At 70.1% G+C, this 22,850-nt stretch carries 21 protein-coding genes and 1 tRNA gene; 11 read left to right on the forward strand and 11 right to left on the reverse strand.

Annotated elements, in window-relative coordinates; genetic code table 11:
- The first annotated feature begins 439 nt into the window (after positions 1 to 439).
- On the forward strand, positions 440 to 1,546 hold the full coding sequence (locus OG509_RS12645) for a helix-turn-helix domain-containing protein (RefSeq protein ID WP_406182550.1): 1,107 nt from the start codon (positions 440 to 442) through the stop codon (positions 1,544 to 1,546).
- 312 nt (positions 1,547 to 1,858) lie between these two features.
- Here OG509_RS12645 and OG509_RS12650 read toward each other — a convergent pair whose 3' ends face one another.
- The 4 genes from OG509_RS12650 to OG509_RS12665 form a co-directional block, all read right to left on the reverse strand.
- A complete protein-coding gene (locus OG509_RS12650) occupies positions 1,859 to 2,437 on the reverse strand; it encodes a recombinase family protein (RefSeq protein ID WP_406182552.1) in 579 nt (192 codons plus the stop codon).
- Between the two features lie 1,072 nt (positions 2,438 to 3,509).
- On the reverse strand, positions 3,510 to 3,872 hold the full coding sequence (locus OG509_RS12655; protein ID WP_406187557.1) for an HNH endonuclease: 363 nt from the start codon (positions 3,870 to 3,872) through the stop codon (positions 3,510 to 3,512).
- Positions 3,873 to 3,953: 81 nt separating this feature from the next.
- Positions 3,954 to 4,469 (reverse strand): HNH endonuclease, encoded by a 516-nt coding sequence (locus tag OG509_RS12660; RefSeq protein ID WP_406182554.1) that lies wholly within the window; start codon positions 4,467 to 4,469, stop codon positions 3,954 to 3,956.
- A 548-nt stretch (positions 4,470 to 5,017) separates the two neighbouring features.
- Positions 5,018 to 6,766: a recombinase family protein gene (locus OG509_RS12665; protein ID WP_406182556.1), complete on the reverse strand. Its 1,749-nt coding sequence runs from the start codon at positions 6,764 to 6,766 to the stop codon at positions 5,018 to 5,020.
- On the opposite strand from OG509_RS12665, the gene OG509_RS12670 reads away from it, so the two are divergent.
- A complete protein-coding gene (locus OG509_RS12670) occupies positions 6,767 to 7,102 on the forward strand; it encodes an antibiotic biosynthesis monooxygenase family protein (protein WP_406182557.1) in 336 nt (111 codons plus the stop codon).
- 93 nt (positions 7,103 to 7,195) lie between these two features.
- On the opposite strand, the gene OG509_RS12675 is transcribed toward OG509_RS12670, so the two are convergent.
- Complete coding sequence (locus OG509_RS12675) at positions 7,196 to 7,591, reverse strand: nuclear transport factor 2 family protein (protein ID WP_406182559.1); 396 nt, start codon at positions 7,589 to 7,591, stop codon at positions 7,196 to 7,198.
- 106 nt (positions 7,592 to 7,697) lie between these two features.
- On the opposite strand from OG509_RS12675, the gene OG509_RS12680 reads away from it, so the two are divergent.
- On the forward strand, positions 7,698 to 8,222 hold the full coding sequence (locus tag OG509_RS12680; protein WP_406182561.1) for a GNAT family N-acetyltransferase: 525 nt from the start codon (positions 7,698 to 7,700) through the stop codon (positions 8,220 to 8,222).
- A 203-nt stretch (positions 8,223 to 8,425) separates the two neighbouring features.
- Here the strand turns inward: OG509_RS12680 and OG509_RS12685 are convergent, their stop codons facing one another.
- Complete coding sequence (locus OG509_RS12685) at positions 8,426 to 10,492, reverse strand: DHA2 family efflux MFS transporter permease subunit (RefSeq protein ID WP_406187558.1); 2,067 nt, start codon at positions 10,490 to 10,492, stop codon at positions 8,426 to 8,428.
- Positions 10,493 to 10,715: 223 nt separating this feature from the next.
- Between OG509_RS12685 and OG509_RS12690 the strand changes: the two genes are divergently transcribed.
- Both OG509_RS12690 and OG509_RS12695 read left to right on the forward strand, forming a co-directional pair.
- On the forward strand, positions 10,716 to 11,564 hold the full coding sequence (locus OG509_RS12690) for a peptidoglycan-binding protein (protein ID WP_406182563.1): 849 nt from the start codon (positions 10,716 to 10,718) through the stop codon (positions 11,562 to 11,564).
- Positions 11,565 to 11,706: 142 nt separating this feature from the next.
- Positions 11,707 to 12,402: an HAD-IA family hydrolase gene (locus OG509_RS12695; protein WP_406182565.1), complete on the forward strand. Its 696-nt coding sequence runs from the start codon at positions 11,707 to 11,709 to the stop codon at positions 12,400 to 12,402.
- 1,278 nt (positions 12,403 to 13,680) lie between these two features.
- On the opposite strand, the gene OG509_RS12700 is transcribed toward OG509_RS12695, so the two are convergent.
- Together OG509_RS12700 and OG509_RS12705 are read right to left on the reverse strand one after the other, a co-directional pair.
- Positions 13,681 to 14,202: a DinB family protein gene (locus tag OG509_RS12700; RefSeq protein WP_406187560.1), complete on the reverse strand. Its 522-nt coding sequence runs from the start codon at positions 14,200 to 14,202 to the stop codon at positions 13,681 to 13,683.
- Positions 14,203 to 14,335: 133 nt separating this feature from the next.
- Positions 14,336 to 14,929: a TMEM165/GDT1 family protein gene (locus tag OG509_RS12705; protein ID WP_133898149.1), complete on the reverse strand. Its 594-nt coding sequence runs from the start codon at positions 14,927 to 14,929 to the stop codon at positions 14,336 to 14,338.
- 556 nt (positions 14,930 to 15,485) lie between these two features.
- Between OG509_RS12705 and OG509_RS12710 the strand changes: the two genes are divergently transcribed.
- From OG509_RS12710 to OG509_RS12725, 4 genes are all read left to right on the forward strand, one after another.
- On the forward strand, positions 15,486 to 16,130 hold the full coding sequence (locus OG509_RS12710; protein WP_406187561.1) for a DUF1524 domain-containing protein: 645 nt from the start codon (positions 15,486 to 15,488) through the stop codon (positions 16,128 to 16,130).
- Positions 16,131 to 16,246: 116 nt separating this feature from the next.
- Positions 16,247 to 17,941: an alkaline phosphatase D family protein gene (locus OG509_RS12715; RefSeq protein WP_406182567.1), complete on the forward strand. Its 1,695-nt coding sequence runs from the start codon at positions 16,247 to 16,249 to the stop codon at positions 17,939 to 17,941.
- 251 nt (positions 17,942 to 18,192) lie between these two features.
- Positions 18,193 to 18,828 carry a DedA family protein gene (locus tag OG509_RS12720; protein ID WP_406182569.1) on the forward strand — a complete coding sequence of 212 codons (636 nt, stop codon included), beginning with the start codon at positions 18,193 to 18,195 and terminating at the stop codon, positions 18,826 to 18,828.
- Positions 18,829 to 18,993: 165 nt separating this feature from the next.
- Entirely contained in the window at positions 18,994 to 19,503 is a 510-nt protein-coding gene (locus tag OG509_RS12725; RefSeq protein WP_406182571.1) for a hypothetical protein, read from the forward strand.
- Between the two features lie 24 nt (positions 19,504 to 19,527).
- Here the strand turns inward: OG509_RS12725 and OG509_RS12730 are convergent, their stop codons facing one another.
- The 3 genes from OG509_RS12730 to OG509_RS12740 all read right to left on the reverse strand — a co-directional run bounded on the left by OG509_RS12730 (position 19,528) and on the right by OG509_RS12740 (position 20,646).
- The gene (locus OG509_RS12730; protein ID WP_053688407.1) at positions 19,528 to 19,755 is read right to left on the reverse strand and encodes a DUF2277 domain-containing protein; all 228 of its coding nucleotides are present in this window, start codon (positions 19,753 to 19,755) and stop codon (positions 19,528 to 19,530) included.
- Between the two features lie 15 nt (positions 19,756 to 19,770).
- Complete coding sequence (locus OG509_RS12735) at positions 19,771 to 20,403, reverse strand: hypothetical protein (protein WP_406182573.1); 633 nt, start codon at positions 20,401 to 20,403, stop codon at positions 19,771 to 19,773.
- A 168-nt stretch (positions 20,404 to 20,571) separates the two neighbouring features.
- A tRNA-Val gene (locus tag OG509_RS12740) sits at positions 20,572 to 20,646 on the reverse strand.
- Positions 20,647 to 20,751: 105 nt separating this feature from the next.
- Here OG509_RS12740 and OG509_RS12745 point away from each other — a divergent pair.
- Together OG509_RS12745 and OG509_RS12750 are read left to right on the forward strand one after the other, a co-directional pair.
- Positions 20,752 to 21,996, forward strand: coding sequence for a hypothetical protein (locus tag OG509_RS12745; protein ID WP_406182574.1), 1,245 nt, complete (start codon positions 20,752 to 20,754; stop codon positions 21,994 to 21,996).
- Between the two features lie 134 nt (positions 21,997 to 22,130).
- Entirely contained in the window at positions 22,131 to 22,847 is a 717-nt protein-coding gene (locus tag OG509_RS12750; RefSeq protein ID WP_406182576.1) for a DUF4383 domain-containing protein, read from the forward strand.
- Positions 22,848 to 22,850: the final 3 nt, after the last annotated feature.

Genomic DNA, 22,850 nt, shown 5'->3' on the forward strand with positions numbered 1-22,850 from the left:
CAGAGGCCCAGCGGCAGTCAGGGTTCAGGCACCGTGCCGTCGCCGTCGTCTCGGACGAGGGGTGGCGGCGCATCACGTAGCTGATGTAGCGAAGAACCGTCCTCATGGGCAGGCCGCACGTCGGTGGTGCGGATGGTTGCGCAGCTCCGCGTCCTGTACCGCCACGGCGGACAAGTTCCCGACGTCCCACGCGACCTTTCGGTCTCTGTCCAGCGCGAGGCAGACCCCGCATCCGGGCACGGGCACCGGTTCGAGCCGATCGACCCGAGCCGCTTCCCGCCTTGCTGCCGTCGCCATGCCGCACACCTCCGCGTCGCCTTCGGTGCTGTGGATCGTCTCGCCGGAGAAAGGCCCCGCCCAGTGTGATCCGTAGTGGCAACCAGCCCGGGAGGACGCGAATCCCTCTGTCTAGTGGCAGCCCTAGTAGCAAGATGGGCGTATGGACATCGGGGAGCTAATCCGGGATCTCCGCAAGGCTCACGGCTGGAGCCAAGGGCGGTTAGCTTCGGAGATCAACAAGGCACACGGCACGACGCTGACGCGGGAGTACGTGAGCAACTGGGAGCGTTCCAAGGTCACGCCCGGCCCGTTCTACCTTGCCGCGCTGTCTGCCGTTCTCGACGTTCCCCTAGCTGTCCTTGAAGGTGAAGTGGACCGACGCAAGTTCCTTACCGATGTCGCCGGGGCCGCCATAGCCCCCGTGATCGCCTCTGATCTGATCAGCGCGGGATTCGCTGCCCGGCTGCGTGGCGGGCCGTCAGCGGACGCGTGGGAAGCCAAGCTGACGACGTACGGCACCGAGTACATGTCGATGGGCGCGGCGGACATCCAACGTCGGGTCTCCGGCGAACTCGTCACCGTGCAGCAGCAGCTTGAAGACCCCCGCTTGTGGTCGGTCGCTTCCCGGCTGATGACCCTGTATGCCAAGACGTTTCCGGGGGCGGACGGCTCCAAGGCCGTCCACTGGTACCGGATGGCAGCGAGAGCCGCAGACGAGTCCGGGGACGACGAAGCGCGCGTGTGGGTGCGTGGGCGTGCTGCTATCGCCCTGGGCTACGAGGGTGCGTCGCTGGGCGTAGCCGACGTGTTGGCGGACCAAGCGTTGGCGATATCGGAACGACCCTCCCTCGGACTCCTGAACGCCGTGATGGGGAAGGCCCACGCCGCAGCGCTCCGAGGTGACCGAGCCACGGCCCTCAAGCTTGCCGACGACGGCCGGCGCATCTTCGACAAGGCCGGGTCCTACGAACAGACCAGTGACTACGCCGTGCCGTGGTGGCGGATGAACGTCTTCCTGTCACTCCTCCTGGCCCGTCTGGGCGACGAACACGGAGCCGTTCAGGCGCAAGAAGCGGCCCGCCGCGAACTCCCCGCAGAGCTGCCCCGGTTCGCAACTCACCTCGAAATGCACCGGGGTCTGATGCTCGCCCGATCCGGCGACGTATCCGGCGGGACCGCCTACGCACAGGGCGCACTGGATGCCCTGCCCCCGGAAAAGCACTCGCTCACCCTGCGACTCCTCATGGCGGAGGTCGAACATTCCTGAGGCTGTCCCAGCCGACTCGAAAACCCGTACAGGGTCCGGCGTGCCGTCACGTTACGGTCCCTTATCCACCCTCCAAGAGGGCACTCCCCACCCCTTAACTAGGTCGCTCTGACCCCCTGGTCCGATCGTTCTTGCAGGTCAGAAGCCCGTGGGGCCGGGAAACGGGCTCACACCTAGGACGCGCATTTCGAGCTAGGGCCGGGATCGCCGGAGGGCCTTTCGGCTGAACTTTGGAAACGCCCTTCCCCTGGTCCCGGACAGCAGAAAGACCGTCCATCACGGCGGGTAGACGGTCTCTCGGGTCGGGGCGGGCTACTCGTTGTCGCCCAGTGCCCGGTACAGCGTGGCGCGGGACACTCCGAGGGCCTTGGCAATGGCCGTGACGCTCTCGCCCTTGGCCTTCCGGGCCTTGGCCGCAGCGAGCTTGTCAGCGTCCATCACGGCCGGACGGCCACCCACGCGCCCCTGAGCCCTGGCAGCGTCCAGACCTGCCCGGGTCCGGTCCTTGATCAGGATCCGCTCAAATTCGGCCATGGCGCCCACCACCTGAAGCATGAGCCGCCCGTCCGGGGTGTTCGGGTCGATGCTCGCCAGCGCACCAGTCAGCACCTTGAAGCCGATCCCACGGGCAGCGAGCGAGTCCACCAAGGTCACGAGGTCGATCAGCGAGCGAGCGAACCGGTCCAGCTTCCACACGCACAGGGTGTCCCCGGGGCGTGCGTAGTCCAGAGCGGCCGTCAGCTCCGGGCGGTCCGTGTTCTTACCGCTCGCCTTGTCCGTGAAGACCCGGACGCAGCCTGCCTCAGCCAGCGCGTCGTGCTGCAACTGCGCTTCCTGGTCGTCGGTAGAGACTCGGGCGTATCCGATCAGGTGTCCTGCGGTCGTCGTCACGGTAGGATCGTCGCATAACTCGTCTCAAAACCTCAAGGGTTATCGAGAGGTTCTGAGACGGGTTTTGGAGCACCGGTCGGGCGCCCTCAGGGCGCTACGACAGGTGTCTCACAAACCATCGTTTCTGCGACGACTGAGCGGCATCGCTCTCCGCAACAACCCACCCGAATAAACATTCTGATGATTAATCAGAAAGTTTTCCCTCCCTGCCGCTCGGGCGTGGGAGGGGTCGGGGGTACCCCCTGGTCAGAACGGCGGACGCTCGCCGGATTGGAGCCGCGAACGTGCTTCCGCAGCGAATCCGCCCGGTTGATGCCTCGCTGTCTCGCGGCTGCGGCACGCAACGCACAGCGGACACAGATGGTTCGGCCCATCAGGGTTCACCTCGCCCCGCGCGATCAACTCGCTTCGGGACAGCGGGGAGTGGTCCGCACGTTGGCCAGACGGCCACACAGCACGCACCACGGGTGCCTGTAGAGGTAGGCCCTGCGCATGCGCTGCCAACGCGTGTCATAGACAGCACCACCACGTGACGCACGGTCCGCATTGGCCTCGCGCTCACGCTCGGCGCAGCGTCCGCCGGCTCGGGTCAGCTCGGGGCACCCGGGTACCGAGCAAGGGAGGCGGGGCTTGCGGGGCATGGGGATACCTCCTGAGACTCGCGCATCCACCAAAGAAATGACGGACCTTGACAAATCTCAGAAGCGCGGGGGCCCCACACTTCCGGCGGGGCAAACCGTGCATATCAGTCGAAGACAGGGCAGTCGCTCTGACTGTGCGCCCCCTGTGCACCGTCACCGTGGGTTAGGTCACGCTTGACTCTGCGTACCCGGGGGGCACACTCGGGTCATGACTCAGGTGACCGAGAACACAAAGCGTCCGCAGTTCGAACTACGCTGCGGTGGGCTGCACTTGACCATCCAGCGCATCCCGGTTTGGATGCTCACTCTCGTGACCACGGCCACCTGCACAGGGGCCGCGTGGTGGACCAGCCGCTAGGACCAGGCGGGCCAAGGCTCTACCGTCTTCGAGACTCTGAGCATGGGCTACAACTACCTGGTCAACCTGCCCGTCAGAACGGGGTACCAGCGGCCCCGAAATCCTCGCGCGTCTTGAGCTTGTGGCAGCCCCGACAGAGCGTCTGCACGTTCTCGTCAACGTCCTCGCCACCGAGGGCGACCGGCTGCACGTGGTCGATGTCGATAGCCGACGCAAGCACGTCCCGCAGACAGCGGGCACAGCGAGCCCGACCCGCCTTACGGATCGTCCGCCGGAGCCGGCGAGCAGCATCGTGGCCGCCCGCGAGGAGCTGCCGACGCTTCCGCCGAGCACGGACGCTCGCCCGTCCCTCGTAGTCCTGGTGGTGCGCCTCGCAGCGTCCTGCAGCGCGGCGCGCAGGGTGACGGAGGTGACGTTCAAGGGGCTGTTTCTGCATTTCCTTAGGCACGTAGGGAGAAAACAGAAACAGGGTCCTGAACGTCACCCGCGTCACCGCAGGCGCCTCCGCCGGGCATCGTCACCGCACAGTCAGAAGCGGCAGAGACCACTCGTCCATGAGCTGGTCCTTCTTGGACGAGTTGCACACCACGCAGACCACCCGCATGTTGGCGACAGTCGACAGGCCACCCCGAGATATGGGGATCAGGTGATCAATCACGCCGCCCTCAGGCAAGGGTGCCGAGCAGTGATGGCATCCGGCATCCCCATGCGCCGCACGCACAGCACGCTTAACCGTCACCCGCCGCGCTGCCGTGCGCTGAGTGTTCTGGCATGAACGGCACACCCCGTCACGAAACTTGAGGACCACGGGCGTACCGCACCGCCGGCAAGGCACTGGTCCGGGCTTGGTGCGCGCACGTTTACGGACGTGCTCAGCCCTACGGCTGCACTCCTCCGAGCAATACAGACGTTCACGGCCGTCGGACACACCCACAGCGTTCGAGCACTTCGGCGCCTGGCAGGGCTTCCGGGCAGCGTCCTCCCGCCTCCGCTCCACCTCCTTCCTTCGATCCGCCCGGCGGGACTCGTCCACCTCGTCAGCGCACCGCAGGCAATACCGAGCCCATGCCGCCCGCCCGTGCGGCTCGTCACAGCGGTGGCATCGAGGGGCGCCAACGGCAGCCCGTACCGCCTTACGCGCCTTGCGTGCAGCGTTCTGCAAGCGGGCCGACTCCAGACACAACGGCGCACCACAGGTCGCACGATCCGGGCGGGGACGGGGGCCAAGGCATTCTGAACACGTGGCGCGGGACTCCTCAAGGGCAGTCAAGCGGCACCCCCTCTTTCATTTTTGTTGATCATGAAGCGTTGGTACGGGAGCGCTACAAGCCAGTAACCACAAGGGTTAGGACGGGGTCCCGGGCAGCCCCCAAAGAAGCAAGGCAGTGGAAACCCAGACCCACCCCGTCAACGCCGTTCCACCACTCCCCCGACGAAACCGTGACCGAAGTCCGACGTCGCCCCCGACCGTAGGCGGAGCCACTGACAGCAACCCCGCAGGTCACACACGCTGCCAGGAACGCCGAACGGCCCGCCACCAGGTTTCCCCAGCAACGGGCCGTGAACGGCACTCAGGCAGGCTCAAGCGCCCGCAGGTTCCGGAGACTCAGCCCACCGCAGGATCACGCGGTCAAGCGTGTTGGCGTTCCGGCCCCTGCCCACAGACTTGGCGATCCTCACCGAGTCGATGAACAGCGCCAGGAACTCCCGCTTCGTCTTGAGGTCCCACGCTGCCCACGTGGACCCCTCTCCGATCGGGTCTCCGTCCACGCCGGTCCACTCGTTGGGAATCTCGATCGTCTGGGTTTCCGTCGCGTCCAACTCGGCAAGCCGTTCCGCCGTGCGTTCCTCATGGGCAGTCAGGCGCGCCATCGACTCTTGGAACATCTGTGTGCCGGTCTTGTCGTCGTAGACACCTGCCAACCGGTCCATGTGCAGGATGCGGCGGGACTCCCGTACGTGCTCCAGTTCGGCGCGCACGGCCGCTCGTTCAGCGTCCCGCTGGGACGTGTCCTGCTGCTTGGCGAATCGACGTGACGCCTCAGCGAGCCATTCGAGCTCTTCCGGGTCGTCCGGGTCCATGGCGGTCAGGCGCGCCCACACTCGGCGTGCGGTCTGGTCGTCCGCCGCTTCCTGGCCGATGACGAGACCGCCATGGCCGGCCACGACTCCCCCGGCCCGGTTGCACTTGTAGTAGAGCTTTTCCGCCCGGCGGTCAGCGACCATGACGGAGCCGCACACGTCGCAGAACAGCAGCCCGTGACCGGCAAGCAACGTGGGAACGCGTCGCCCGGCACGCACGACGGTCTGTGTGCGCCCGTTGAGCACGTCCTGTAGTAGCCACCACTCCTCAGCGGGGATCAGCGCGTCATGCGTCTGGACCGGCTGCCCATCCTCGTCACGGAGGATGACGCGCTTGCCCGTCTTGCCCGGGACCGGATTGCCGTCAGCATCCTTGGTCGGCAGTACGCGCCCCTGCCATTCGATCGCGTACCCGGCAAGGCGCGGGTCCCGCAGGATGCGGAGCACAGTGGAGGACACCCACGCTGGCCGGTCCACGGCTTCCGAGACCGCCCGAGCACGCCGCGCGGCAAGCCTCTTTATCCCCGCCTCTCCCAGGGACTCAGCCTTGGTGGGCACGCCCTCCTCGTTGAGCCGCTTGGCGATCTGCGAGGCGGACACGCCGCCTGCCGCCCACTTGGCCATATCGCGGACGTGCGGGGCTTCTACGGGGTCTGGGACGAGCCGGATGACGGACAGCTTGCCCCTGGTCCCCCGCTCCGTCGTGAAGCCGTACGGGGCGACGCCGGACACGTGGCTACCGGCCCGCCGGAGCGTGTCCTTGGTGGCGGAGACGTAGGCCGACTTCATGTCGGACTCTTGCTGCGCCAGCCCCGCGATGATGGCGAGGATTCCGACACCGACCGGGGTGGACGTGTCGAGGTACGGCTCTTCGACGCTGACCAGCCGGACACCGTGCGATTCCAGCTCTTCGATGATCCGCATGGCTTCCAGCGCGCCACGGCGAGTGAGGCGGGACAGAGAGAAGACGACAACGGCGTCCACGTGCCCGCCGCGCACGGCCGTCATCATCTCCTCGAACCCCGGACGGTGGATGCTCGGGTCCCATCCGGACTTGCCGACGTCCTCGAAGTGGCCCGCGTCGTTCCACCCTTTCGAGCTAATGAGTGACGCGCATCGGTCGCGCTGCGCCATAGGGGACGCCTGGGAATCGTCCTCACGGCGCTTTGACTGACGGATGTAGGAGACTGCTCGCACGTGGTCAAGGCTAGGTGCAGTGCCCGGCCTGTGTTTCCTGAGAGGTGTCATGTGCCTAGCGTGGTAAAAATCAACGCCCTGACCGTGCCCGCCGAGCAGCGGGAAGTCCTGGAGCAGCGGTTCGCCTCGCGGGCGGGTGCCGTGGAGGGTTCGGACGGGTTCGAGTGGTTTGAGCTGCTGCGTCCCGTGGAGGGCACGGACCAGTACCTGGTGTACACGCGGTGGCGGTCGGAGGAGGACTTCCAGGCGTGGATGGAGGGGCCCATGAAGGCGGCGCACCAGGGCGGGGGCCCGGGCTCGGGTGAGCGGCCCAAGCCGGCGGCCTCGGGGTCTGCGGTGTGGTCGTTCGAGGTCGTACAGCAGGCGGCGCCGAAGCCGCAGGGCTGAGCGGGGGCCGCGCTACGGAGCGCGGCCGGGCGGGGCGAGGAGGCCGGGGCGGCCTGGGCTGCCTGGGCTGCCGGCGGGGCCGGGGCTGCCGGATCAGCCCCAGAAACGGTCCTCCTCGTCGATGTCCTGCGTGCACTCGTCGATGTCGCTGATCTTCCCGCCGACGATCGTGAAGAAGAGGCCCTCCTGGATCTCGATCCCGTGGTCGCCGCGGTCGCCACGCGCCGTGTGGAAGGACATGCCGTGGCCGCGCCCGTCGACCAGCACGGTGTGCAGATCGACCTGGAAGGTGCCGTTCGTCTCCGTGCCGAACCGCCGGTAGAGGTCGAGGACGGCCTCACGGCCCTTGTGGTGCCCCGAAAGGGGATTGCTGCCGGGCACGTGGTGGATGACGTCGGCCGTCATCAGCGTGCCCAGCGTCTCCATGTCGCCCTTGCCGAAGGCCTCGTAGCCGCGGCGGATGAGTGCAGCGTCAGGGTGCTCGGACATGGCGTATCACGCCCTCCGTCTGAGAGATAGGCATCTTTTCCTATCATCAGCCCGCACCTGTGGATATTCCACGCGACGGGATGCGCACGGACTCCACAATGGCGCCATGGACATCAACAGCACGAGCACCGGATCCACCACCGTCGCGGCCGGCAACTGGACCGTCGCCGCCGAGCACTTCGCCACACCGGACGCCACCGCGCTGCGCCGTGCGTACTACGCGGAGGTCGCCGGCCGGTACTGGAAACGGGCCGCCACGGAGGCCGAGATCGACGAGGGCCTACGGGACGACCCGGCCGACGGGCTCGTCCCGCCGACGGGCCATTTCGTGGTCGGCCGGCTGGAGGGGACGCCCCGGGCCTGCGGCGGCATACGGCTGCTCGACCCCGTCACCGCCGAGCTCACGAGGGTCTACGTGGACCCGCGCGCCCGCGGCACCGGCGGCGGGGCGGCGCTGCTCACGGCCCTTGAGGCGGCGGCCCGCGCACTGGGCGCCGGGCGGATCCGCCTCGACACCCGCTCGGACCTGGTGGAGGCCCGCGCCCTGTACGCGCGACAGGGCTACAGGGAGATACCGGCGTACAACGCGGGCCAGTACGCGGAACACTGGTTCGAGAAGCCCCTGTCCTGACCTGACGCACCGGATGCCCGGCTCGGGACGGTGTCAGCCGGAGGCGGGTGCGAGCTCCTTGCCCTGGAAGGGCAAGCCGGATCATCCCGCTGTGCGCCGCGAGCGCAGCGGCGAGAGGCCACCGACCACATCCGCGCCCCCCAGCTCGAACATCTCGGCACAGCCAAGAATGCAGAGATACGTGGCGCGGACCCCCGTATTTCTCAGGGCGCGGCGTGGTCGCGGCGGGCCGCGGCGTCGAAGGGCTCCTCGGCGTCGGATCCGCAGAGCTCCGCGTTGATCTCCTTGACCAGCTTGACCAGGTCGGTCGGCCGGTCCGGGCCCCACCAGTCGCCGAGCAGTTCGGCGAGCGACTCCTCGCGGGCGTCGGCCAGCTTCCCGGCGGTCTCCCGGCCGCGGTCGGTCATGACCAGCGGCAGTCCGTCCCGTACGGCCAGTCCGCACTCTTCGAGCTGGCGGGCGGCGTCTGTGATCACCTTCAACGGCACGGTGGTCCGTTCCGCGAGCATCGCGGGCTCGGCGGAGCCGTACTTCTTGATCCGCAGCAGCAGCCAGCTCGCCGCGGGCAGCAGATCGAAGCCGGCCTTCTCCGTGATCTTCTCGTAGACGTGGCGGCGGCCCTCGCGGGTGCCGAGGACGGTCAGCGCGCGGGCGACCTCGTCGTGGGAGGAGCGCTGGACGGGGTTGGAGGCGAGGGTCTCGGTGACGTCGGGCGCGGTGACCGAGCCGCGGAGCACGTCCTCTTTGAGGAACCAGGCGATGACGAAGGCGACGAGGACGACGGGCACGGCGTAGAGGAACACGTCGGTGATGGAGGAGGCGTACGCGTCGAGCACGCGCGGCCGCAGCGCGGCGGGCAGCCGTCCGATGGCCCGTGGGTCGGCCTCGACCAGTGCGGCCGTACCGGGCGGCACCGGAAGCCCGGTGAAGGCGGTGGCGAGCTTGCCGTCGAGCCGGTTGGTGAAGACCGTGCCGAAGATCGCGACGCCGAAGGAGGCGCCGATGGAGCGGAAGAACGTGGCGCCGGAGGTGGCGACGCCGAGGTCGGCGTAACTGACGGAGTTCTGCACGACCAATACCAAAACCTGCATGACCAGACCCAGTCCGGTGCCGAAGACGAAGAAGTAGATGCTCATCTCCCAGGTGCTGCTGGTGCGCTCCAACTGGTGCAGCAGGAGCAGCCCGATCGCGGTCACGCCCGTGCCCGCGATCGGGAAGACCTTCCACCGTCCGGTGCGGCTGACGATCTGGCCGGAGGCGGTGGAGGAGATCAGCATGCCGAGCACCATCGGCAGCATGTGGACGCCGGACATGGTGGGCGAGATGCCCTGGACCACTTGGAGGAAGGTCGGCAGGTAGACCATCGCGCCGAACATCGCGAACCCGATGACGAAGCTGATCACCGAGCAGAGGGTGAAGGTGCGGATCCTGAACAGTCCCAGCGGCAGCACGGGTTCGACGGCCCGCCGCTCGACGAAGAGGAAGGCGGCGAGCAGTATCGCGCCCAGGACGGCCAGGCCGACGATCCGGGTCGAGCCCCAGCCCCAGGTCCCGCCGAGGGAGGCGACGAGCACGAGGCAGGTGGCGACGCAGGCGATGACGAACGTGCCGAGGTAGTCGATGGTGTGCTTCGCCCGCCGCACGGGGATGTGCAGGACCGCGGCGATGACGACGAGCGCGACGAGACCGATGGGGATGTTGATGTAGAAGACCCAGCGCCAGGACAGGTTGTCGACGAACAGACCGCCCAGCAGCGGTCCGAGGACACTGCTCGCGCCGAAGACGGCGCCGAAGAGGCCTTGGTACTTGCCGCGCTCACGGGGCGGGACGATGTCGCCGACGATCGCCATCGACAGCACGATCAGTCCGCCGCCGCCCAGGCCCTGCAGGGCGCGGAACCCGATGAGCTGCGGCATGTCCTGGGCGATCCCGCACAACGCCGATCCGATGAGGAAGAGCACGATGGCGCCCTGGAACAGCTTCTTGCGTCCGTACTGGTCGCCGAGCTTGCCCCACAGCGGCGTGGCGGCGGTGGAGGCCAGAATGTACGCGGTGACGACCCAGGACAGGTGCGCCATCCCGCCCAGTTCACTGACGATCGTCGGCAGGGCGGTGGAGACGATGGTCTGGTCGAGGGCGGCGATCAGCAGGCCGAGCAGCAGGGCGCCGATGGAGACGAGGACCTCGCGGGAGGCGTGCTCGGCGGTGGGGCCGGACCGGTGCGGGTCGGGAACGGGTTCCGCGGCGTCCCTGGTCACATCCTGAGCCATCCGCTCCTCCTCGGGCCGGATCAACATGTCCATCCTGAGCGGTGTGGCCGGATATGGCCTCTCGGGCGGGTTGGGCGGACCCCGGAGGGTCTGCATAATCGCAGGCAATGGCCAGGGAGGGATTCCAGTGAGCGCTGAGCGCTGTCCAGAATGCGACGCCGTGGGCGTCGACTGCGGGTGCGCGCCGGGGGCCGGTTTCGAGCCACTGCGTGTCCGTCCGTACGTGACGCTCCCCGAGCCGCGTCAGTCCGAGGACCCGCCGCCCACGCAACTGGTGCGGGGCGTGGTGGCCGGCGCCCCGGGCGGGTACGCCCGGGGGCCGGAGACACCGCCGGGGGACGACACCCCGGCGTACGGCATACCCGTGGCCTGGCCGGACTCCCCGCCGCAGGCGGGCTGGCCGGCCGAGACGATCCGGCTCGGGGCGGCCGACCCGGCAGCCGGCGCCCGGTCCGGAGACGGGGGCGTGACCGGGGGGAGGGGCAGGGGCCCCGAGAAGCGGTCCGGCGCCACCGGCCGACGGCGGCTCCCGACGATCCTGGCCGGCGCCGGCACGGTGGTCGCCGTGGGCACCGCGGCCCTGGCACTGGGGATGCTCCCGCGCTCCGGCGACAGCGACACCGTCCTGCTGGACGCCAAGCCGTCGGCGCCCGCCGCGAGCGTGGCTCCGGCCGGCCCCACGCAGCCGACGGCCACGCACAGCCCCTCCCGCTCCGCCTCGGCTTCGCCGTCGCCGCGCGCCTCCAAGTCGGCATCACCCTCCGCCTCGCCATCCGCCTCCCGCAGCTCGGCGCCCGCGTCCCCGACCCCGTCGGCGAGCACGAGCCGCGCGCCGAGCTCACCTCCGCCGCCCCCGAAGGCACCGACGCTGAGGTACGGGGATTCGGGCCCGGAGGTGGAGAAGATGCAGCGGCTCCTGGCAGGGCGGGGGCTGTACCGGGGAAAGATCAACGGAAGGTTCGACGACCGTACGGAGAACGCGGTTTCGGATTTCCAGTGGCAGAACAGCATCGACGAGGACTGGGGCGTCTACGGTCCGGAGACCCGACGGGCTCTGGAGGGCACGGGCTGATCGCTCGCAGGGTGTCCGGGGCGGAGTGGCGCGGACCGCCTCTGGTTTTGTATCGTGTAGGAACAAAGTGGTTCCGCCCGCAACCCCTGACCGGTGGGCGGAACCGCTTGTTCTCTTTCCCGCCCCGTCTGGAGCACCGCCGATGCCGGCCAGCACCACCAGCACCACGACCACCGCACCCGCCGTCCTCACCGCCAAGGCCCTGCTCCTGGACATGGACGGCACCCTCGTCAACTCGGACGCGGTGGTCGAGCGCTGCTGGCGCGACTGGGCCGTGTCCCACGGGCTGGATCCGGAGGAAGCGCTCAAGGTCGTCCACGGCCGGCAGGGCTACGCCACGATGGCCATCCTCCTGCCGGAGCGCCCGGTGGAGCTCAATTACGCCGAGAACACCGAGATGCTCGCCCGCGAGACCGCCGACACCGACGGCGTGGTCCCGATCGGCGGAGCCGCGGAGTTCATGGCGGCGATCGACGGGCTGCCGCACGCCCTGGTCACCTCGGCCGATGCGGCCCTGGCCACGGCCCGGATGACCGCCGCCGCCCTGCGCATGCCCGAGGTACGGGTCACGGCCGAGTCCGTCAAGGCCAGCAAGCCGGACCCCGAGGGCTTCCTCATGGGCGCCGCCGAACTCGGCGTGGACCCCGCCGACTGCATCGTCTTCGAGGACTCGGCAGCAGGAATCGCCGCGGGCCTGGCGGCGGGCATGCGCGTGATCGGCATAGGCCCCCGAGCCGCGGCCCACGCCCCGACGGCCCACGTCCCCGACCTGACATCGATCCGGGTGACCACGACCCCGGACGGCTCGATCCAGCTGACGCTGACGCCGGAGGCCTGAGCCGGACCGCGGAGGCGGGACCGGCAGGGTCCGCCGACTCGGCATCAGAGGGAGTCCGGGGGTTTCCCGACAGTCCACTGTCCTTCCGGTGCGGTCCGGGGGACAGGTCCAGGTTCGGGTCCCTCAGGGATGCCGATCTCACCACCCGGTTCAGCCGTCCTCTCCAAGGGGCACCGTGCACCCCTTCCCGCACCCCGGCAGCCCAACCTGCACCAGACAGCGACGAGATGCCCATCCCGTCCCGGTCGGGCGGGATGCGCATCAAATCGCTACGCGCTTCGCCCGGCATAGCGTCCGACGACCGCCTGTGGCTGGACATAAGCCGCCCACGGCCGGCATGGAGGGCCGTTGGCCTGCGACAGCAGGTCATTTGTCCCTTTTGGCGGCCAATCCGGACCCTCAAAGGGCCTTGCCGGAGTCGGAGGTTGAGAAACCCGGCATCAGACTCCCCCACACCCCTTTTCCGCCCCCTCTCGCCCTCTTTCCAGCCCAGAGAGCGTGCAGACGCCCGAAAACCCGCCCACGGACGTCGTCTGGCGGCCACCAACGGCGTGCAGACGCCCGAGAGCCCGGCCATGGATGTCGTCTGCAGCCCCCAGCGGCGTGCAGACGCCGGAAAGCCCGCCCACGGACGTCGTCTGGCGGCCACTAACGACGTGCAGGCGCCGGTAGGCCGCTCACCTGCGGTGCGTGGGCGGCTTATGTCCAGCCCAAGGCGGTCGTCGGACGCTATGCCGGGCGAAGCGCGTAGCGATCCGCCGCGAACTGGCACGGCATGGCCGTCTCGCCGCTGTCCGGTGCAGGTTGGCCTGCCGGAGTGCGGAAAGGGTGTCTGTGGGCCCTTCCGGGGGCCCTGCCGTCCCCGCGCCCCCGTCACCGGGCGGGCCTGGTGGTCCCGGGAGGGGAACTCCTGACTGCTGGGGGTGCTGGTCGGCATCTCCGGGGGCTCTATTGGAACGTGAACCTCCCGGCCATTCCTTCGGGGGCTTCCCGGCAGTCTTATGGCATTCCGGGGCGGGGCGGTCGGTCAAGGGTGGCCGAAGGCCATCGCGAAGCGACGCGAACGAAGTGAGCGCCCTTGACGGACCGACCCGACACGGAAGGACAGTGGACTGACGGGACGCCCCCGGACACACCACCGACCCCGAACCAGGGGAGCCCGACCCCGGCATCCCGGTCGACTTCTCCCGACCCCGAACCAGGGGGCCCCGACCCCGGCACCCCGACCGACCTCACCCGACCCCGAGCCGACAGCCCCCGCCCCGCCCACCCCTCCCCCTACTGCCCCACCCGGCCGTCGATCCGCTCCCGCAGGAAATCGGCATGGCCGTTGTGGCGGGCGTACTCCTCGATCATGTGGACCAGGACCTCGCGGAGCTCCATCGGCTCTCCGCCGCAGTCGCCCGCGACCTCCAGCCCAGGGGCCTCAGCCACCACCCGTTCTGCGAAGGCGACCTCCGCCCGCCACGTGGCCCACGCGTCCGCGACCACCGCCGGGTCGGCCACCGCTCCAGTGAAGTCCGCCGCCGGATCCTCCGCCGTCCGATAGTGACGTCGTACGTCCTCGCCCGCCATCACCTGGCGGAACCAGTACTGCTCCACCCCCGCCAAGTGCCGTACGAGCCCCAGCAGGGACAGGTTCGACGGCTCCACCGTTCTTCGCGCCATCGCCTCGGCGTCGAGCCCGGCGCACTTCAGCTCCAGCGTCAGCCGCTGATCGCGCAGGTAGCCGACGAGGACGGCGCGTTCGCCCTGGAACCCACCGTCCGTGCGGGTGTCCTCATCGGGGTGGACGAACATGTTGGACCAGCCGAAGCGCCGCTCGGCCCCGGGCACGCCTGCGGAGTCACCGTTATCGATCACGCCCGCGAGCGTGCCCCCGTACGTACGCCTCCCACAAGGGAACATCCCGGCCCGCCGCCCCGGCAATCCCTCAGCCCGCGATCGCCTCGTACAGCGAGAACGCGGCCAGCGCCGCCATCACGCCCGCCGCGACCTTCGTGATCAGGCGCAGCGGCACGTACTTCATCAGCGTCTTCCCACCCAGGATCCCGATGCCCGCGACCGCCCACAGGGCCAGGACGGCGCCGATGCCGACCGAAACGGGGTTGTCGTACCGCGCTGCGAGGTTCGCGGTCATGATCTGGGTCAGGTCACCGAACTCGGCCACCAGGATCAGCATGAATCCGGCCCCGGAGACCTTCCAGAAGGACTGGTCGGCAGGTGCCTTGACCTCCTCGTCCCCATCGCTCTTCTTCAGGAGCAGCATGGCCGCGCCCGCGAGGAAGAGGACGCCGACGACGGCCTGGACGAGCCGGTGCGGGAGCAGGGTGAGCACGCTGCCCGCGGCGATGGCGAGTGCGACGTGCACGGCGAAGGCCGCGGCGACGCCGGCGAAGACGTACGAGGCGCGGTAGCGCGTGCCGAGCATCAGTCCGGCGAGGGCGGTCTTGTCGGGGAGCTCCGCGAGGAAGACGACTCCGAAGGCGATCGCCGTGACGGTGATGCTGAAGGTACTGCTGAACACGGGGCGGAACCTCAATCGGTCGGGCAGGACGCCATCGATACCGAGAGACCTGGGGTTTTTCAGGGGTCGCTTCGGCTCGGCGGCGCCTGACTGCGTCCACGCACCCGCCGTGGACGGGTGCAGATGAACAAGAACAGGACACTGCGGCCGAAGGTCTCGCTGGCCGGCCGCTGCGTGCGACCTGCCTCCGGGCGCCGGCTGGGGTGACCCAGCAGTATGTCGACGGTCCGGCGAAGAGCTACTCCCCTTCTGCACTCCACAGAATACGCGACGGCCGCCGCGCCCCGGAATAGGCCTTTGGTCCCGTGGTCCCGCAGTAACGACACCCACTCACCCCACACGCCCCACACGCCCCTCCCCCTCCCTCCCGGAAGAACAACTTCCGCTTAATGCAGGGCAGTTGTCCGTCCCACACGTGGCATGGTCATGTCGCAAGCCCGTAACCTTGCGCCCGCCGCCACGCAACCTGGCGCCGCCACCATGGCCGCGCCCCTTCGGGGCTGACCGGCCACAAACCCCCACATTCAGGGAGCCCCTCATGGCCCTCAAGGCCCTCATACCCGGTGTCTACGCGCGTCGAATTGGCGTGCTCGCGTCAGCAGCGACCCTCGCCGCCCTCACCTCCCTCGTGAACGCGCCCGTCGCCCAGGCCGCCCCGCCCACCCCCATCAGCGCCGCGGCCGCCCGCTCCTACCTCGCCACGGTCACGCCGAAGACGGAGGGATCCCTCAGCGGATACAGCCGCAGCCTCTTCCCGCATTGGAGCACCGTCTCCGGCAGCTGCAACACCCGCGAGACCGTCCTGAAGCGCGACGGCGTCGGCGTCGTCACCGACTCCTCCTGCGCCGCGGTGAGCGGCAGCTGGTACTCCGAGTACGACGGCGCCACCTGGACCAACGCCGCCGACCTCGACATCGACCACGTCGTCCCGCTCGCCGAGGCCTGGCGCTCCGGGGCAAGCGCATGGACCACGTCCAAGCGCCAGCAGTTCGCCAACGACCTCACCCGCCCGCAGCTCATCGCGGTCACGGACAACGTCAACCAGGCCAAGGGCGACCTCGACCCGGGCAAGTGGCTGCCGTCGCGGACCGCTTACCGCTGCACCTACGCCCGGATGTGGGTCGAAGTGAAGCAGTACTGGGGTCTGAGCATGGACTCCGGCGAGAAGTCGGCCCTGGTGGGCATCCTCAACGGCTGCTGACACCCGCCCGCCCACCAACTCACCCATTCACCCGGCCTCTCCCCCGCCAGGGGGAGGCCGGGCCCCCCTTCCCCGTCGTACCGTGATCGAAGGGGCTACGGAGGAGGGGGAGTTGCATGGCCGGATTGCGTCTGGGGCCGCTGCTTCGCTACGTCGACTGGGACACGGGCGGTTCGGCCACGATATGGGTCGAGGCCGACCGCCCGTGTACGGCCGAAGTGCGGTGCGCCGACGGGGCCGGCGGCAGCGTGCGCACTTTCCAGATCGCCGGGCACCACTACGCGCTGGTGCCGGTGACCGGCCTGGCCCCGGGGAGCACGACGGCGTACGAGGTACTGCTCGACGGCATGCGCGTCTGGCCACTGCCGGGCACCGCCTTCCCCCCGAGCACGATCACCACGCCCGCCGTGGCCGCAGCCGGTCGGCCGGCCCCGGGGCTGCGACTGACGTTCGGGTCGTGCCGGCAGGCCGCGCCGCCGGCCGGCCGGCACGGGCCGCATGGTGCGGATGCCCTCGACACGCTCGCGGCGCGGCTGGCCGCCGATCCGGATGAGGTGCGGCCGGACGTGCTCCTCCTGCTGGGCGACCAGGTGTACGCGGACCAACTGTCGCAGGAGACCAGACAGTGGCTCGCGGCCCGGCGGGATCTGCGGGAGCCTCCCGGCGCCCAGGTCGCGGACTACGAGGAGTACACGCGGCTGTATTACGAGTCCTGGCTCGACCCCGAGATCCGCTGGTTGCTGTCCACCGTCCCCAGCCTGCAGATATTCGACGACCACGACGTCGTGGACGACTGGAACACGAGCGCGGCGTGGCTGGCGGAGATGCGGGCGACGCCGTGGTGGCAGGAGCGCGTGCTCAGCGGGCTGATGTCGTACTGGGTGTACCAGCACCTGGGCAATCTCTCGCCGGCCGAGCTCGCTGCCGACCTGCTGTACGGGGCCGTACGCGAGACCCCGGACGGTACGGATGCGCTGCGTGCCTTCGCCGCCGCGGCCGACGCCGATCCGGGCTCGGTGCGCTGGAGCTACCGGCGCGACTTCGGCCGGTCTCGGCTGCTGATGGTGGACACGCGGGCGGCGCGGGTGCTCGCCGAGGACGGGCGGGCGATGCTCGACCCCGCCGAGCAGCAGTGGCTCCGCGACAACGCCCTCGCCGGGCACGGTGGTTACGACCACCTCCTCATCGGGTCGTCGCTGCCGTGGCTGATGCCGCCGCTGATCCATGACGCGGAGGCGTGGAACGCCGCGCTGTGCCGCGGCGAGCGGGGGGCGCGGTGGGCGCGGATCGGTGAGGATCTGCGGCGGCGCAGCGATCTGGAGCACTGGGCGGCGTTCCCGGCTTCGTTCGCGGCGTTGAGCGATCTGATCGAGGAGGTGGGGACGGGGCCGCGGGCGCCGGCAACGGTGTGCGTGCTGTCCGGGGACGTGCATCACGCGTACGTGGCCGAGCCTCGAATACCCAGTACGGCGCGGGTGTTCCAGTTGACGTGCTCGCCGGTGCACAACTCGATCCACACGGCGGTGAAGTGGGGCTTCCGGCTGGGCTGGTCGCGGACGGGGCGGTGGCTGGGGCGCGGCTTCTCCCGGCACGGGCGGACGGGTCGGCCGCCGCTGAGCTGGCGGCGTACGGGCGGGCCGTGGTTCGGGAACCAGCTGATGACGCTGGCGCTGGCGGGTCGTTCGGCCCGGCTTCGGCTGGACCAGGCGCACAAGGGCCGGAAGGGACAGGCGGACAAGACGGGCAAGACAGGCCAGAGGGCCGCCAGGCTGGTGACGGTCCTGGACCGGGAGCTGACGTCGGCGGACTGAGCGCGCCGGACTGAACGCGACGGACGGAACAATCGAGCAACGCAAGGCGGCCGGGCGCAATACGAGGGGCCGGGCGGCACGGAGGGAGCCGACAGCCCGAGCTGACACACTGTGCACCCGGGCAACCCCCGGACATACGGCGCACCAACGCCAGGCGTACGCTGTGTGGCTGTCAAGCCGCTCCTGCCGCTCCCCCGCGACGTCGCGGCGCTTCATGCCGCAGCACGTCAACCGGACTGGGGAGTCCCGCCTTGCTTGAGACTCTGGGGTCGCTGACCGCGAGCCCATGGATCTACGCCGTGGTGGCGGTGTCCGTCGTGCTCGACGTCTTCCTGCCGGTGCTGCCGAGCGGGGTTCTGGTGATCACGGCTGCGGCGGCCGCGGCGGCCGCCGGTGCGGCCGGTCCGGTGCCGGTGGCGGTTCCGGCGCAGGTGCCGGACATCCTCGCGCTGCTGGTGATCGCCACGACCTCGTCGGTACTGGGTGACATGGCCGCGTTCCGGCTGGCCCGGCGCGGCGGGGCCCGGCTGGACCGCGCGATCGCGCGTTCCCGTCGGCTGACCCGCGCCCAGGAGCGCCTGGGTACGGCCCTGGCCCGCGGCGGTGGCGCCCTGGTGGTGGTCGCCCGCTTCGCCCCGGCCGGCCGTTCGGTGGTCTCCTTGGGCGCGGGCAAGACCCACCGCAAGGTCATGGAGTTCCTGCCCTGGTCGGTGCTGGCGGGCATGGCCTGGGCCGGGTACAGCGTGGCCCTGGGGTACTTCGGCACCCAGTGGCTCGGCGCGACCTGGCTCGGCACGGCGGTCTCCGTGATCGCCCTCTTCGCCGCGGGCGCCCTGGCGGCCTTCGTCATCCGGCGCCCCGCCCCGACAGCGGCCCCGGCGGCCTAGCGACCGCCTGGATCCCTCGGGTGGAGCAGCGGCTCACCCGTTCACCCGGCCCCGATCGCCGCCCCGGGCCCGGGCTCCTAGCGTCCACAGCACGGCGCACAACCGAATCCGCGTCACATCCGTGCCCTGGCCGCGCCGTTTCGAGGAGCCCGAGGAGTTCACTCCATGCCCGCCACGCCGCTCGCCCAGCCGTCGAACCGCCGCCTCCTGGCAAGGGTCGCGGCCGCGACCCTCGTCCTCGCCGCGGCCACTCCCGTCACCGTGGCCCATGCCGCCTCCCCGTCCGCCGGCGTGTCCCCCACCGCCGTCGCGCCGGGAGCCCGGGTCAGCCTGAACGTCACCGGCTGCGGGACCAAGACCGGCACGGCCTCGTCCAGCGCCTTCGGCGACGTACGCCTGACCCCCGGCAATCTGGAGGCCACCAACCTCTTCGGCAGCGCCACCGTCTTCAGCAACGCCAACTCCGGGGCGCACACCGTCACCTTCGAATGCGGCGGCTCGGGCGGGCAGCGCGTCACCGTCTCCCTCCAGGTCACCACCGGGGCTGCCCGTGGCGGGCTGGGCGGCAGCATCGGCGAGATGAGCCCCGGCCAGATCGCCCTGGGCGGCACACTGGCCGCAGGCGCACTGGGCACGGGCATCTGGATCCTCCGCCGCCGCTCCCGCCTGATCTGAGGAACAGGAACATGACCAGGACACCTAGGCGGTGACGGAGACCGCGCCTCTGACCTGTAGACCGTCCAGCAGGTCCCGCGTCGCTTCGGCGATCGCCTCGACGGCTGCCTCGAAGACCTCCTGATTGTGCGCGGCGGGCGCCCGGAACCCGGACACCTTCCGTACGTACTGCAGCGCGGCGGCGCGGATCTCCTCCTCCGTGGCCTTCTCGGGGATGGCGGGCGGGCGCAGGGTCTTAATGGAACGGCACATACACCCACTATCCCGCTACTGAGGCAGCTCGGCGCCGGACAGTTTCATGATCAAACCCGCCTGCAGCCGCGCCCTCAACACCGGATCAGCGACCTCCTCCAGCAGCTCGGCGGCCTGCTGCAGGGCAGCGGCGGCCCGCCGGTCCTCGCGCAGGGAGGCGGTCTGGTCGGCCATGTGCCGCAGGGCGATGTCAGCCCGCCGGTGGAAGAGCTGCCCGACGAGCGTGATGACGAGTCCCACGGAGCTGGTGACCACCCCGAGGTACAGCTCCCCGCTGGTCTCGGCCTTCCACACCGCGAGCGCCACCCCGAGCAGCAGGATGGCGGCGCCCGCCCCGGCGAACCGCTGGCTGGTGACGAAGCTGCTGCGCGCCTGCGTCAGCCCGTACGCGTAGTACTCGACCAGCACGGACGTGAACTCGGCGTCCCCGTGCCCGCCGCGCCGGGCCGCCGGCAGCCCCCCGACATCGGCGTACTTCGGATCCCCCGCAACGCCCTCGGGCTCCGCCACCTGAGCCAGCAACCGCGCCCGCTCCGCATCCCGCCGCCGCTCGAACCCCTCCCTGGCCACCCGGTCCAGTACGACGTACGCCACGCCGCCGGCCACGACCGCCAGCAGCCCGACACCCCCCACCACCCACTCGCCCATCCCCCGACGATCCCACGCCCCCTCAACCCCCGGTCAAGCCTCCCGCAACAACGAACCACGCACCCCCGACCACCAGTTGCCCCCGATCCAGCACAACCCAGCAGGAGCGCAAGGCCCGGGCACCCATGCCAAAGGCCCCCAACCGTGATCGGTTGGGGGCCTTTGTACTGGTGGGCGTGGACGGTTTCGAACCGCCGACATCTGCTTTGTAAGAGCAGCGCTCTACCCCTGAGCTACACACCCGTGGATGAGTGGACAGCCTACATGGCAGGCGCACCCCCCACGCAAACCCGCATCCGTGGGAGAGAATGGACCGGGGCATGGCGGAGGCGGTACGGGAGAGGGATTGTGACGACGGCATCCCGCCGGTGGTTCGGCGGGCGGGACGAGAGTCGGCGGGCGGATGCGCAGGCGGCGAAGGATGCCGCCGCGGCCGCGTTCTACGAGCTGGACACCGCGCAGCGGGATCTGCGGATCTCCATCGAGACCATCGCGGCCGCCGACGGGTCGCCCGCGGCGCGGCAGGTCGGGGAGGGGTTCGCCGCGCTCGGGGAGCGGATCGACCAGGTCAGCCATGTGTACATCGAGGCCGTCGACGCGCACGACCTTGACCGGGTGGACCTGGAGGGGTCCGTCGCCGCGCGGGCGCGGGAGCAGCTGACGCGGGCCCGCGACGAGCTGGTCCGGGTCAAGGGCGAGCTGGACCGTTTCGCTCAGGGGCTGCAGCCGCTGCTGGACAAGGCCGAGACGCAGCTGGCCCGGGTGGCGCCCGCGCGGGAGCGGGCCCGGGCCGCGCTGCTCGCGGCGAGCACGGCGCTGGACGACGTACGGGGCAAGGGGATGCGGGCCGACGAGTTCGCGGCGCGGCTGGCCGCGCTCGGGCCCGAACTGACCCTGCTGAACCAGGGCGCCGCGCAGCACGGGGTGCAGGAGACCATCCAGCGCGCCGACCGGATCCTGCGGGACGCGGAGGCGATACGGGCCGAGGTGGCGCGGCTCCCGGAGCGGGCCGCGGAGATCGACCGGCGTCTGGTGAGCCTGCGGACCCGGGCGCAGGCGCTGCGCAATCGGGCGGACCGGGTGGATCCGGTCCTCAGTGAGCTGCGCCGGCGGTTCAGTGCCGCGTGCTGGCAGGACCTGCAGCACGTGCCGGATCAGGCCGTACGGGACGTGGCGCGGGCCGAGGAGCAGCTGAAGGAAGCCGCGCGGGCGCGCGAGGAGCAGCGCTGGGCGGACGTGGCGGCGTTGATCGAGTCGGTCCGGGGTGCGCTGGATGCCACCGACGAGGCGGTGTCGGCGGCGCAGGACCGGCTGTCGCGGCTGGAGGCGGTGGCGCGGGACCCGCAGGCGGAGGTGCAGCGGACCCGGTTCGCGATCCGGGACGCGCAGCGGCTGGCGATGGAGGGCCGCAGTGTGCCCGATCCGCGGCACGCGCGGCCGCTGGACGAGTCGGTGGCGCGGATGGAGCGGGCGCTCGCCGGGCTGGAGGAGCGGCATCCCGACTACTGGCACTTCCTTCAGGAGATGGAGCAGGTGCGGGGAGACGTGGGACGGGTCGTCTCCGATATCCGCGGCGGGCGTGGGAGCGGCTGAAGTCGATGAGGGCCGCGCTTGTCGCCGCCCTTGTCGCCGCGCTTGTCGCCGCCCTTGTCGCCGCGCTTGTCGCCGCGCTTGTCGCGGAGGGGGCATCGGCGGATGCTGGAGGTGGCTGGAATTAGGAGGGCGTGATGGCTGCCCACACTTCGCACACCTCTCGTGCGCCCGACGCACCCCGCACGAGCGCACCCCCCGCGACCGCGCCGCACGCGGCCTACGGGTGCCACGAGGCCCACGAGAACTACGCGCCGTACGTGGCCCACGGGCCGATCGAGCTCCCCGCACCGCACGTCCCCTACCTGGTGCGGCGCATCGCGCGTCCCGTCAACACCCGGCTCGACGAGCACCTGCCCACCGACCACAAGCTCAGCCAGGTGTACCGGGTGGGCGCGGGCCTGATGGGGCTGCTGCTGGTCGCCTTCGGGATCCTCGGGCTGATCGACCGGATCGGGTTCTTCGACACCGGCGGCGCCACGGTGCTCGCGCTGAACACCAACGGCGCGCTGAGCGTGCTGTCGATCTGCATCGGGCTGCTGCTCTTCGTCGGGATGGTGATCGGCGGGAACTTCGCCTCCACCCTCAACATCGTGCTGGGGCTGGCCTTCATAGCCAGCGGGTTCGTGAATCTGGCCCTGCTGGACACCGGGGTGAACTTCCTGGCCTTCAAGATCCAGAACGTGCTGTTCAGCTTCGTCGTCGGCGTGATGCTGATGTGGTTCGGGATGTACGGGCGGGTGGGCAGCGCCCTGCCGCACGACAACCCGTACTGGCGGGCCCGCAACCCCGAGCAGGCCGCTCGGGAGGACCGGGCCGCGGCTGCCGCCGCCCGGCTCAGTCACGGTTTCTAGGCC

Origin of the sequence: Streptomyces sp. NBC_01006 (assembly GCF_045162725.1) — a bacterium.
Lineage (GTDB): Bacteria > Actinomycetota > Actinomycetes > Streptomycetales > Streptomycetaceae > Streptomyces.